The organism is Cutibacterium avidum 44067, from assembly GCF_000367205.1.
GTDB lineage: Bacteria > Actinomycetota > Actinomycetes > Propionibacteriales > Propionibacteriaceae > Cutibacterium > Cutibacterium avidum.
In genome coordinates this window covers 2,462,569-2,474,697 of record NC_021064.1, presented here as the reverse complement: position 1 = coordinate 2,474,697, position 12,129 = coordinate 2,462,569, and the positions used below count along the sequence as shown (strand labels likewise).

The window sequence follows — 12,129 nt, the reverse complement described above, 5'->3', positions numbered from 1 at the left end:
GTCAGGCGGGCATTTCGCGCAGCCGATCGAGGAGCTGGACGCCATTCCACGCCGGATCATCGGGACTCGTCCACTGCGGAGCCGGACGATCCAGGGCATCATCAAGAAGGTCAAGGTATTCCGCCCGGTCAACCTCGGTGACGCCGAGACTGGCCAAGTGCGGGGTGCTCCATTGCACGTCCAGCAATCTCGAACCGAGTTCACACACCAACCTCAACAGAGCAGTCTTTGAGGCGTCGCGCCCGTGTCGAGGGTCGTGGAACATCGATTCCCCACTGAACAATCCGCCCACACTGACGCCGTAGAGCCCGCCCACGAGGCGGCCCTTGTCGTCCCAGGTTTCCACCGAATGAGCCCAGCCTCGCTCATGGAGGTAGCCATACGCCTCGATGACGCGGTCATCGATCCAGGCGTAGGGGCGATCCGGGTCAGCGCATCGTGTGATGACGTCACCAAAGGCGCGATCGACGGTCGTCGTCTGGTGCTTGGTCGTCTTGCGCAAACTGCGAGCGACCTTGAGATGACCGGGAATCAGAACACCTCGATACATGGGAGACCACCACGCTGTCGCCCCCTGGAACTCCCGGGGCACCTCCTCGTCAGTGATGGGCATGGGAAAGACACCCTCATGGAGTGCCGCCAGCACCAGGTGGGGACTGAGAGCCCCGGTGATCGCGATGAGGTCATCGTCAGGCCATTGATCCGGATCTCCGAAAAGCTCTGGAACCGTCACTGACCTGGCCTCCTGTCGTCGCCGCGGGTCCATTGTCCACCCTCACCACGACATCGAGCGCGAACGACAACCGAGGCTTACCTGACGAAACCCCCACCCCTTGCTATTAGGTAAGGCTCACCTTTGCTAGGGTCTCGTCTGCTCATGTAAACGCACGAGCAGACATTTCACACAACCTAGGAGCCAGGCTCATGAAGTCCTCCATCCTTCGATCGGCGGCTGCCGTCGTCGCAGCATTGACCATGGCCGCCGGCATCGGTGGTTGTTCCACCGAGAAGTCCGACTCTGGATCCGGCGATTCCAGCAAGAAGGCTCTCAACGTCGTTGCCTCCACCGGATACCTCGGAGACGCCGTCCACAACATCGCCCCTGACGCCAAGGTCAAGGTGCTCGTCAAGCCCGGCGGCGACCCCCACACCCAGGAGCTCTCCACCGGTGACATCGAGGCCATCGAGAAGGCCGACGCCGTGGTCTGGACCGGCCATGACATGGAACACCACATGATGGACCACTTCGACAAGCTCGGAAACAAGCAGGTCCCCGCCGCTGAATCCATCCCCAAGTCTGATCTGCTCCCCTGGGAGGAGGACGGCAAGATCGAGGGCCACGACCCCCACGTGTGGAACTCCCCCGACAACTGGAAGTACGTCGTGACCGCCACCGCCAAGAAACTGGGCGAGATCGACAAGACCAACGCTGACACCTACAAGAAGAACGGCGAGGCCTACAACAAGAAGATCGATGAGGGGAAGAAGAAGGCCGGCGAACTCTTCAACCAGATCCCCAAGGATCGCCGCATCCTTGTCACCGGTCACGACGCCTTCAACTACCTCGGCAAGACCTACGGCATCGAGATTCACGCCACCGACTTCGTCTCCTCGGAGTCCGAGATGAGCGCTGCTCAGATGGACAACCTCGCCAAGCTCATCGCCGACAAGAAGATCAAGACAATCTTCCAGGACAACCTCAAGAACCCTGAGGCCATCAAACACCTCAAGGAGGCCGTTGCCGCCAAGGGTGGATCCGTGACCGTTTCCGACAAGCCGCTGTACGCCGACTCCCTCGGCGAGAAGGCCCCAGTCGACACCTACCTGGGCGTCTTCCAGTACAACGCCGAAACCATCACCAACGCCCTCAAGTGAGCGCAACGGTGCCGCCCATGAGCACGTGGGCGGCACCTGTCCACAAGGAGAAGCCAATGTCCTCACCCAAATCAGCAGCCCTCGAGGTTGACGACCTCACCGTCGCATACCAGGACAACATCGCTCTGTCCCACACCAGCCTCAGCTTGCCCACAGGTGAGGCCTTGGCCCTCCTTGGCCCCAATGGGGCTGGTAAGTCCACCCTCATGAAGGCCATTCTCGGACTCATCCCCACCCTCACCGGATCCGTCCAGATCTTTGGGAAGCCCCTCAACCAGATGCGTCGCCACATCGGGTACATGCCGCAGGCCGCTGACGTCGACTGGGATTACCCGGCGACGGTGGGAGACGTCGTGGCTCAAGGAACCTTCGGGAGGCTCGGGTGGTTCAAACGTCCCGGAACTGCAGAGAAGCAGATCGTCCGGGAGTCGCTGGAGACCGTCGGCATTGCGAAATATGCCGACCGGCACATCACCGAACTCTCCGGTGGACAGAAACAGCGGACCTTCATGGCACGCATCCTGGCCCAGCGTCCCGACTTCTTGTTCATGGACGAGCCCTTCGCCGGGGTCGACGCCGCCAGCGAACGCACCCTGATGTCAGTTCTTGACATGCTCGTCTCGGAAGGGAAAACACTCGTCATCGTCCATCACAATCTCGCCAGTGTGGCCGACATCTGTACCTGGGCGTGCCTGCTGGCCGAGGGGAAGGTGGTCTCGGTCGGCCCCCTCGCCGAGGCCTTCACCACCGAGACGGTGCACACCGCCTACGGCATCAGCGACGACATCTTCACGGGGGCACGATGAGCGCCCTCGTTCTTGCCGAGATCGTGCCTGCCTCGGAGTTCTTCGGCAGCTACACCTACCGGACGATGCTCATCGGCACGGTCCTCATCGGATTGTTCTCTGGCGGGCTGGGGTGCCTGCTCTACCAGCGCAAGCAGTCCCTGTTGGCCGACGTCATTGGCCACTCCGCGATCGCCGGGGTCGTCGGAGCCTTCATCGTGTCGACAGCGGTGTTCAACGTCAACGGCCGCTCCATGGCCACCTTGACCATCGGCGCCGTCATCTCCTCAGCCCTGGCAGCCCTGCTGGCCAACGTCATCAGCGCCCACTCCCGGGTGAGTATCGACGCGGCGATGGCAATCTGCCTGGCACTTTTTTACGGCGGTGGCATGGTCGGGCTGCGCATCATCGCCCAGTCCACTCTGCCCAACCGCCAAGGGATCAACACCTACCTCTTCGGCAACGCAGCCACTCTGACGACTGAGGACAACATCGTCATCCTCGTCTTCGGGCTCATCGCGGTCGGAGTGGCAGCATTCACCTGGCGTGGGCTGACACTTTTCATCTTCGATCCAGTCTTCGCGACGATGTCCGGATACTCCGGGCGGACCGTCTCGACGATTCTGTTCCTCGTGACGACGACATCCATCGTCATCGGGGTCAAGACCGTGGGACTCGTACTCATGATCGCCTTCGCCATCATGCCGGCGGCCGCAGCTCGGTTGTGGGTGCGACACATGCACACCATGATCGTCCTCGCTGCGATCCTGGGAGCGGTCTGCGGAGCTGCCGGCTCATACCTGGCGGTGTGCATGGGCCGGGTGCCGACCGGACCGGTGATCGTCGTCGTGCTGTTCGTCGTGTTCGCCTTCTCGATGCTCTTTTCTCCGCATCGGTCGCTGACCCAGATCCGGGTGTCGCGGCGCCGCGCACTAGCAGCACAGGCAGAGGGGAACTGACATGCCACTCATCACGTCCATCCTACTGTTGGCCATCGTCACGGCTGTCACCTGCTCGGTGCCCGGGATCTTTCTCGTGCTGCGCCACCAGTCGATGCTCGTCGACGCGATGTCCCACGCGGTGCTGCCGGGTATCGCCATCGGGGCGCTGCTTTCAGGGTCATTGAACTCCCCTCTGCTGGTTGTCATCGCCACCCTCATGGGGTTGGTGGTCGTCATTGGTGCCGAGTGCCTGGCCCGCACCGGACTGGTCACTGGCGATGCCAACCAAGGGCTGATCTTCCCCGTACTGTTCTCCATCGGTGTGATCCTGCTGTCGACGGTGCTGGCAGAGGTTCACATCGACGAGTCGACGATTCTCGCTGGCAACATCAACCTGCAGGCACTATCGGTGAATCACATCGTGTTCGGGACGATCGACATCGGCCCCATCACGATGTGGAAGGAGATCGTGGTGTGCGCCATCACCACGATCGTCCTCTTCGCGATGCGGAGGGTGCTCGCGGTGGCGACCTTCGACCCGCAGCTGGCTCGCACCATGGGCCTGCCGGTCCGGCTGACCAACGGAATCCTCATGTGTCTCATCGCCCTCACGGTGGTGGTGTGCTTCGACGCGGTGGGGTCGATCCTCGTCGTCGCACTCATGATTGCTCCGCCGGCCACCGCACTCTTGATGGCGAGGACCCTGCGTCGGATGGTGGGGTGGACCATCGTCGTGGCGGTGGTTTCGGCCGTTGTCGGATTCGAGCTGGCAAAGATCTGGGACCTGGCGACCTCGTCCATGATGTCGGCGGTCTCCGGTGTGGTGTTCCTGGTTGTGCTGGCCGGTACGAACATCGCGACGCGCATTCGACAGCGTTCCCTGGCCAAGAAACCAGCCCCGACCGAGGTTCATCCTCGCGACAGTCGGGCAGTGTCGACCAAGACGGTCCCCGACGCTGTACTGTCCTGACGTCACGCCGGGCGACTGACGATCCTTGTCGGTTGCCCGTTTGTTCGCACGAGCTGGTCACACGGGTCGGTTGCCCGAGCCCGTCGTGCGCGTCAATTGCCCAAGGTGGTCACGCCCACTGCCTGCACTCGTTGACTGCGCGGTAATTTTTGTCAGCCGAGGTCCAGGCCAAGCACTCCGGTGTTCCCTCCCCTATCTCGGCTGACATTTTTCGCACTTGGCAACGAAGGGCCTGCTTTGGGAAGCAGGGATGCCTCGGGGCTGTGATCCTTGTCCGGGAGGACAGTCTTCGTACCTTCGGCAAGGCCCACGACGAACCACACTGGCCGAATTACACCCGTGTGAGTTGTCCCCAGTTGGTGGATAAACCTGTGGATAACTCCCGGGGGATGCCGGTGTCGGACCCCCCGATGACGGCCTCTCACTCCGTGACACCGGACTCACACATATTTGGCAACGTCATATTTTCATAATTGATGTAGCCTGGCCGCATGGTCAAAGTCCAGCGTCTGGCGCGGGTCCGCGAGGTTCGCCACGACATTCCCAACGTCATCTCGATCGACTTCGAGCCGTGCGACATGCCGCCCATCACCTCGGTCGACGATCACGTCAAGATCGCCCTGCCGTCCGATGGATCCGACCTCCGCACGCCTGTCAGCAACGACTCCCATCCTCTGCTGCGCACGTATACCCGCCGCCGCTGGTCCGATGACGGGTCGTGGGGCATAGATGTCCTGCAGTTCGGGCCCGAGACCAAGGCGGACGCCCATGACGGCCCCGGATCCCAGTGGTCGAAAATCGTCGAGCCCGGTGACGAGGTTGCAGTGAGGGGACCGGGAGGCCACTGGCAGATGCCTTCGGACCTCACCCACTTGCTCGCCGTCGCCGACGCGGTCGCTCTCCCAGCAGTGGCGAATACCCTCGCTGCCCTGCCGGAATCGGCCCGCGCCACCGTCGTCCTCGTCGACGGGCATCACCATTACCCCCTCCCCGAGAACGACCACATCACGATCGTGCCGACTCCCCGCGATCCCGTGGGAATTGTCGCCACCGTCCGAGGCCTTGCCCTACCCGACGACGCCCACACCTTCGTTCATGGAGAGGCCGCGATGGTCCGTCCCATGCGCCGTCATCTGCGCCTCGAGCGTGGACTGCCCAGGGAGAGGGTGCAGCTGTCGGCCTACTGGTTCGCCGGGCACGACGCCGACGGATGGCGCGCCATGAAGCAGGACTTCAACCGCTCGATGGAAGCTGAGTCGGGAGACTGAGGGAGGTTCAACCTGGGTGATCTACGCACACAGCGTCGAGGGCCGGCCTGCTTGAAGCAGACCGGCCCTCGATGCGTCAGATGATGATCAGGCGGTGACCACGTTGGTCAGAATGAGGCCAATCATGACGAGACCCACGACGATGCGATACCAGATGAAGCCGGTGAACTTGTTCGAGGAGACGAACTTCAGCAGCCATGCGATGGAGACGTAAGCCACGATGAGGGAGACCACCGTCGCCAGAATCGTCGGCCCCCAACCAATCGCATTGCCGCCTCCGCTAGCGGCGGAAATGTCACTGGCAGCCGAGATGGTCTCGTAGATGCCGGCAGCCACGAGCACCGGGATCCCCATGAAGAACGACAGGCGAGTTGCGGTCGCGCGATCGAACTTGCGGAACAGACCGGCAGAAATCGTCGCGCCCGATCGGGAGATACCGGGGAACAGCGGAGCCAGTGCCTGGAAGCAGCCAATGACGATGGCATCGACGATGCCGACTTCCTTCATGCCACGGTCGAGGTCCGACTGACGGTCACCCAGCCACATCACGCCACTCCAGACGATGAGGGCAATGGCGACCACCCACAGGGAACTCAGGGTGTTCTCGATGGCGTCCTTGAACAACAGGCCAACGATGCCCACCGGAATCGAACCCAGGATGATGCCCCAACCGAGAGTGTAATCCGGATCGCTGCGGTCCTCCTTGTGGGCCAGACCTTTGCACCACGCGACGACGATGCGCACGATGTCAGACCAGAAGTAAATGATGGCGGCGATGATCGCGCCGACCTGGATGATCGCGGTGAAGGCAGTGATCCCGGCGCCCTGAATGTCGTACCCCAACAGCTTCTCGACGATACGGAGATGGCCGGTGCTGGAGACAGGCAAGAACTCGGTGATGCCCTCGACAATGCCAAGGATGACGGCGTGCAGCCAGTTCACGGATGAAAACCTCTCGATTGGGGGTCGTGCGGATGCGGCAGGCGCTAATCCACGTCACTGCATCCGGGCTCACACCATAGACGGAGATACCGACAATTCTGCGGTACAAGTACCCAGTCGCCTGACATCAATGACCGTGGTCGGGGCTGAGACATCCCAACTACGACCACGGTCCTCATGCGCACAGCTCCCTCACAGTGGCGGCCATGAGCTGCAACAGCATGAGCCCACGCGCATCGTCATGTCATGCGGGCGAACCCCGTATGACATGACGTCATTCAGCGTTCTCGGTGGAATCCACATTGCGAGAGCCGAGCTCGGCGTCCAGCCGAAGCAGGCCTGGGCCGTCGTCCCCGATGAGCTCGATCCGACCGACGATCTCGCCGACGGTCGACTCCTCCTCGATCTGCTCGTCAATGAACCAGTGGAGCAGCGGAATGGCGTCGATGTCGCCGGCTGAGGTGCAGGAACGGTAGAGCTCACGGATGGCCTCGGAGACCTTCTCCTCATGGGCAAGGGCCGTCTGGAAGATCTCGAGCGGGGACAGACCGGGCTCGACCTCGGGAACTTCGATGGTGCCTATGCGCGGGTGGTTTCCGCGATCGAGGACGTGGTCGATGAACTTGTTGGCGTGAACGATCTCTTCGTCCGCTTGGTGGCGTAGCCACGTGGCCACGCCGGAGAGGTCCTGGGCGTCGGCCTCGATGGCCAGCTGACGGTAAGTCATGTCAGCGGTGAGTTCGAGGGTGATCTGATCGTTGAAGGCCTTGACGATGTCATCGGACATGTTCATGTCTCGAGCCTACGAGGGGCACCCAAAAACTCCGGGGTGACGAAGAATGGCACCCCAGATGAAGGGACATCACTGCTGTGAATCTCCCCCACCCGACGCGACAATTTTCGTGCTCACGGGTCACGCGGACTGGATGAATCGGCCTCTTGGACCGGCCCCCTTGCCGCTCTCGGCGGTGAGAGCCCTCAGGGAGAGGCCTGCCCCGGTATGTCATCTGATAAGGCGTCCAAGGCGACGACTGACACTCCTCGACGATTTTCACCGCCAGATCAAGACCACAGGGCGTACGTCTGACCATTCCCGACGCACCAGACGGAAATCCCCATCACCCCGACCTCGAGAGGCACGACATCGGCCAGGAGCTCGACTGCTCTGCCCCGTAGCTCAGGCGGAACCTGGTACCCCATCGTGACGTGGGGATTCCACCACCGTGGCCCGTAATAGTTGAAAGCGGTGACGCCCACCTCGGCCAGCCGACGATGCAGAGCCTCATGGGGTCTCCGGAGCGCCTCCGGAACCCGCGAGGCGCGAAAAACGTCAGCCGCCGCCGGAGAGGAGCACGATTCGGCACCTTCCCCCGGCGAGGTGTCAGAAATCGTCGTGGGGGTGAGGGGGCCGGAGACAGCGGCGGGGACGGGGGCGTTGGTGTCCGACCAGGCGACCTCAGGGCGGGTGACGTCGGGGCGAGTTGGGTGGTGAGGGCACAGCGCCACCACACCGTCAGAATTCGGTAATTGGCACGAGGTCGTCAGCGTCACTCGCTCCGGCCACCCGACGTCGACGAGATCAGAATCGACACCGTTCATGGTCGAGACCGCCGCCACCGTGACGTGGGCAGGCTCGTGCAGCACCGGAATCCCCGCTGCCATGAGCCGGTTCCGAACATCACGAAGAACCTCCTGGGCCTCGTCATCGAGGATGAGGGACAACGTGTGAGTGAACACAACGCCGGGCTGCCAGTCGCTGTCTTCTGTCACACCTCACCCCGATCTTGTTACAAATATGTTACTAATGTCACACTTTTCATCCATTTACGGCATAGTTCCAATCACGATGCCAAAGGAGGCGCCAACGGTGGCAAGTGAAACACAACTGGTCCGTGAAGAACACAGTCTCGGACGGGCTGCACTCAACACCCTCAAAGGGTGCCTGGGAAACCTCGTCGAGTGGTACGACGTCTACACCTACACGGTCTTCGCAACATATTTCCAGAACCAGTTCTTCAGCCCTGAGGACAAGAACTCGCGCATCTACGTCTATGCCGTGTTCGCCATCACCTTCCTCATGCGTCCGCTGGGTTCCTGGTTCTTCGGACGATGGGCCGACCGGCACGGACGTCGCTACGCCCTCACCTTCTCGGTTCTGGTGATGGCCTTCGCCTCATTGGTTGTGGCGATCCTTCCTTCTCGCGACCAGATTGGTATGTGGGCCGCAGCGCTCCTCATCATCTGCCGCATTGTCCAGGGATTCGCCACCGGTGGCGAGTACGGCACCTCGGCGACGTACATGTCGGAAGCGGCTGTTCCTAATCGTCGCGGCTTCCTGTCATCCTTCCAGTACGTCACCCTCGTTGGTGGCCAGGTCATCGCCCAGGCCGTCCTGCTCATCGAGACCGCGACATTGACCCACGACCAGATCGCCACCTGGGGTTGGCGTATCGCCTTCGGTATCGGTGGCCTCGCGGCCGTCGTCGTGCTCTGGATGCGACGCACCATGGACGAATCCCTCACCGAGGAGCATCTGGAGAACATCCGCACCGGCCTGGACCGCGATTCCGGCACGATGCGCACCCTGCTGGTCGATCACTGGCAGCCGCTGCTGCTGGTCTTCCTCATCACCATGGGCGGCACCGTCTGCTTCTACACCTACTCGGTGAATGCCCCCGCCATCGTGAAGTCCACCTTCAAGGAGCAGGCAATGACGGCGACCACCGTCAACCTCATCGCGCTGATCTTCCTCATGTGCCTGCAGCCGGTCGGCGGCCTCATCTCCGACAAGATCGGCCGCAAACCGCTGTTGGTCTTCTTCGGCGTGGGCGCCATCTGCTACACGTGGGTACTCATCACCTTCCTCCCCAAGGCCACCAATCCCTTCGGCGCCTTCGGCCTGCTGTTCGTCGGCTACATCATCCTGACCAGCTACACCTCGATCAACGCCCTGGTGAAGTCCGAGCTCTTCCCGGCCAAGATTCGCGCCCTCGGTGTCGGCCTCGGCTATGGCCTCGCCAACTCCTGCTTCGGTGGCACTGCCCCGCTCATCTACGAGGCCTTCAAGGAACATGGCAACGTGACGTGGTTCATCGTCTACGTGACGACCCTGACCTTCATCTCGACCTTGATCTACGTCTTCGGGCTCAAGAACAAGACGGCCACCCATCTCGATCACGAGCAGGGGCACGCCTGGACACACAACGATGAAACGCCCCCACCGGCAGCCCGCTGACCCCCAGTGGCCATGCGGTGACCCCCGCGCGGCGCACAATGGAGTCAGGCTTCGTCATGACTTTCGCCGGTGGTGACACAACATGAGGGAGGGCACCCACAGGGTGCCCTCCCTCATGTCTGCGTGTGCGTCAGATCACGCGGCAGGAACGGTCTCCACCGTGACGTGACCCTTGATGGCGTCATGCAGCTTGACGCCGACGGTGTGCTTGCCGATGGTCTTGATCGGCTTGCTGATCTCGATGGTCCGCTTGTCGAGGGCGGGGCCACCAGCCTTCTTGACGGCCAGGGCGATGTCGGCAGGGGTGACGGCACCGAACAGACGACCACTCTCGCCGGCCTGGACGGTCACCTGGACGACCAGGTGCTCCAGCTGAGAGCGGACCTGCTCGGCCTCCTCCTTGGAGTTGATCTCCTTGGCCTCGCGGGCGCGGGTGATGTCCTTGATCTGGGCCTCAGCACCGCGTGTCCACTTGATGGCGTAGTTCTGCGGCAGCAGAAAGTTACGGCCGTAACCGTCCTTGACCTCAACGATGTCACCGGGGACACCGAGCTTGGCCACCGGAGCAGTGAGAATGAGCTTCATGTCTTTCTCCCTTCTCAGCGAGCCGTCGAGGCGTACGGGAGCAGTGCGAGCTCGCGGGCGTTCTTGATCGCGATGGCGACCTTGCGCTGATCCTGGACCGACAGCCCGGTGACGCGACGAGCGCGGATCTTGCCTCGCTCAGAGATGAACTTGCGCAGCAGGGCAGTGTCCTTGTAGTCAACCGCGCCGATGTGCACGGTCTTGACGGGGACGACCTTCTTCTTGTTCACAGACTTGCGCTGTGGACCGGCCATTGTGGTGCTCTCCTTCGTGTGAAAGCCCGGCTCTCGCCGGAATGTGCCTTGTCCGTGGCCCCATGCGGGGCACCGAACCTGATGTTTCTTGTATCGATGATGCCGGTGATCGGCGGATCGGATCTCCCGATCAGAGACCTACCGATCAGAACGGGGGCTCATCGGTCTGGGCCGAGGCCCAGGGATCGACTCCGCCGCCGCGGTTGGCATCACCGTTGTTGTAGGACCCCTGGTTACCGGAGTTTCCGCCCCAATTACCACTCTGGCCGCCATTGCCGCCGGACCAGCTGCCCTGGCCGCCACCGGGGTTCCCGCCCCAGGTGCCGCCCTGGCCGCCACCAGCATTGCCACCCCAGTTGCCTCCGCCGGAGGACTGGTTGCGAGCCACCTTGGCCGAGGCGAACCTCAGCGACGGGCCCACCTCGTTGACGTCGATCTCATAGGAGGTGCGACGGTTGCCGTCGCGGTCCTCGTAGGAGCGAGCCTTGAGGTTGCCGTTGACGATGACACGCATGCCCTTGGAGAGGGACTCGGCGACATTCTCGGCGAACTGGCGCCACACGGAACAGTTGAGGAACATTGCCTCACCGTCGCGCCACTCGTTGGTCTGTCGGTCAAAGGTTCGCGGGGTCGATGCCACCGTGAAATTCGCGACAGGCACCCCATTAGGGGTGAAGCGCAGCTCAGGATCAGCAGTCAAGTTGCCAATCACCGTGATGGGTGTTTCGCCAGCCATGTCACTCTCCGCGGTTCGGGGTTTTGCGAATCAATGGTTCCAGTGTGCCGCTCACCTAGGACAGTCTTCGGAATCTCCCGAAGAACTGAGGCGAACAGCGCGGGTCCTCGATCCTCAGTGGATCTCGGGACGCATGACCTTGGTGCGCATGACCTTCTCGTCGATGGCGAGAAGACGATCCATCTCCTGGATGGTCGCGGGCTCACAGGTCGCGTTGATGACGACGTAGACGCCTTCCGACTTCTTCTGAATGTCGTAGGCCAGGCGGCGCTTGCCCCACACGTCGACGTTGTCGACGGTGCCCTTCTCGTCAGTGATGACCTTCAGGTACTTCTCCATGAGGGAATCGACCTGACGCTCCTCGACGGTCGGATCAATGATGATCATGACCTCGTACTTACGCATACGCTGACTCCACCTCCTCTGGTCTCAGCGGCCACGAGTACATCCCGTGGCAGGAGGGCGAATGCCACCGGTCGGGGTCTGCCCGACCGGCCAGCCGCCACTGTGGACAGCCAATTAAACAGCATACCGGCTG

Annotated in this window: 14 protein-coding genes and 1 pseudogene; 7 read left to right on the top strand and 8 right to left on the bottom strand. The window is 62.1% G+C overall.

Features of this window, described 5'->3' with window-relative positions; genetic code table 11:
• Nucleotide 1: 1 nt before the first annotated feature.
• Nucleotides 2-733: a leucyl/phenylalanyl-tRNA--protein transferase gene (aat, locus tag PALO_RS11250; protein ID WP_015583642.1), complete on the bottom strand. Its 732-nt coding sequence runs from the start codon at nucleotides 731-733 to the stop codon at nucleotides 2-4.
• Nucleotides 734-924: 191 nt separating this feature from the next.
• Here aat and PALO_RS11245 point away from each other — a divergent pair, with 191 nt between their 5' ends.
• The 6 genes and pseudogenes from PALO_RS11245 to PALO_RS12960 all read left to right on the top strand — a co-directional run bounded on the left by PALO_RS11245 (nucleotide 925) and on the right by PALO_RS12960 (nucleotide 5,839).
• Nucleotides 925-1,875: a metal ABC transporter substrate-binding protein gene (locus PALO_RS11245; protein ID WP_015583641.1), complete on the top strand. Its 951-nt coding sequence runs from the start codon at nucleotides 925-927 to the stop codon at nucleotides 1,873-1,875.
• Between the two features lie 56 nt (nucleotides 1,876-1,931).
• Nucleotides 1,932-2,681: a metal ABC transporter ATP-binding protein gene (locus PALO_RS11240; RefSeq protein WP_015583640.1), complete on the top strand. Its 750-nt coding sequence runs from the start codon at nucleotides 1,932-1,934 to the stop codon at nucleotides 2,679-2,681.
• Complete coding sequence (locus PALO_RS11235) at nucleotides 2,678-3,619, top strand: metal ABC transporter permease (protein WP_004809755.1); 942 nt, start codon at nucleotides 2,678-2,680, stop codon at nucleotides 3,617-3,619. Before PALO_RS11240 ends, PALO_RS11235 begins: the two co-directional genes overlap by 4 nt.
• A gap of 1 nt (nucleotide 3,620) precedes the next feature.
• Nucleotides 3,621-4,571: a metal ABC transporter permease gene (locus tag PALO_RS11230; RefSeq protein WP_015583639.1), complete on the top strand. Its 951-nt coding sequence runs from the start codon at nucleotides 3,621-3,623 to the stop codon at nucleotides 4,569-4,571.
• A 578-nt stretch (nucleotides 4,572-5,149) separates the two neighbouring features.
• Nucleotides 5,150-5,356 (top strand): annotated as a pseudogene (locus PALO_RS12965) (siderophore-interacting protein); the annotation flags it as partial.
• A gap of 66 nt (nucleotides 5,357-5,422) precedes the next feature.
• Nucleotides 5,423-5,839 (top strand): siderophore-interacting protein, encoded by a 417-nt coding sequence (locus PALO_RS12960; protein ID WP_231097140.1) that lies wholly within the window; start codon nucleotides 5,423-5,425, stop codon nucleotides 5,837-5,839.
• A gap of 87 nt (nucleotides 5,840-5,926) precedes the next feature.
• Here the strand turns inward: PALO_RS12960 and PALO_RS11220 are convergent, their stop codons facing one another.
• The 3 genes from PALO_RS11220 to PALO_RS11210 form a co-directional block, all read right to left on the bottom strand.
• Nucleotides 5,927-6,781: an undecaprenyl-diphosphate phosphatase gene (locus tag PALO_RS11220; protein ID WP_015583638.1), complete on the bottom strand. Its 855-nt coding sequence runs from the start codon at nucleotides 6,779-6,781 to the stop codon at nucleotides 5,927-5,929.
• A 274-nt stretch (nucleotides 6,782-7,055) separates the two neighbouring features.
• Nucleotides 7,056-7,574 carry a ferritin gene (locus PALO_RS11215; protein WP_015583637.1) on the bottom strand — a complete coding sequence of 173 codons (519 nt, stop codon included), beginning with the start codon at nucleotides 7,572-7,574 and terminating at the stop codon, nucleotides 7,056-7,058.
• Nucleotides 7,575-7,843: 269 nt separating this feature from the next.
• A complete protein-coding gene (locus PALO_RS11210) occupies nucleotides 7,844-8,551 on the bottom strand; it encodes a hypothetical protein (RefSeq protein ID WP_041710171.1) in 708 nt (235 codons plus the stop codon).
• A gap of 97 nt (nucleotides 8,552-8,648) precedes the next feature.
• On the opposite strand from PALO_RS11210, the gene PALO_RS11205 reads away from it, so the two are divergent.
• Nucleotides 8,649-10,016: an MFS transporter gene (locus tag PALO_RS11205; protein ID WP_015583635.1), complete on the top strand. Its 1,368-nt coding sequence runs from the start codon at nucleotides 8,649-8,651 to the stop codon at nucleotides 10,014-10,016.
• A 135-nt stretch (nucleotides 10,017-10,151) separates the two neighbouring features.
• Here the strand turns inward: PALO_RS11205 and rplI are convergent, their stop codons facing one another.
• From rplI to rpsF, 4 genes are all read right to left on the bottom strand, one after another.
• Nucleotides 10,152-10,601, bottom strand: coding sequence for a 50S ribosomal protein L9 (rplI, locus tag PALO_RS11200; protein ID WP_004809776.1), 450 nt, complete (start codon nucleotides 10,599-10,601; stop codon nucleotides 10,152-10,154).
• Between the two features lie 14 nt (nucleotides 10,602-10,615).
• A complete protein-coding gene (gene rpsR / locus PALO_RS11195; protein ID WP_004809778.1) occupies nucleotides 10,616-10,855 on the bottom strand; it encodes a 30S ribosomal protein S18 in 240 nt (79 codons plus the stop codon).
• Nucleotides 10,856-11,000: 145 nt separating this feature from the next.
• A complete protein-coding gene (locus PALO_RS11190) occupies nucleotides 11,001-11,591 on the bottom strand; it encodes a single-stranded DNA-binding protein (protein ID WP_004809779.1) in 591 nt (196 codons plus the stop codon).
• Nucleotides 11,592-11,705: 114 nt separating this feature from the next.
• Nucleotides 11,706-11,996 (bottom strand): 30S ribosomal protein S6, encoded by a 291-nt coding sequence (gene rpsF, locus PALO_RS11185; protein WP_004809781.1) that lies wholly within the window; start codon nucleotides 11,994-11,996, stop codon nucleotides 11,706-11,708.
• Nucleotides 11,997-12,129: the final 133 nt, after the last annotated feature.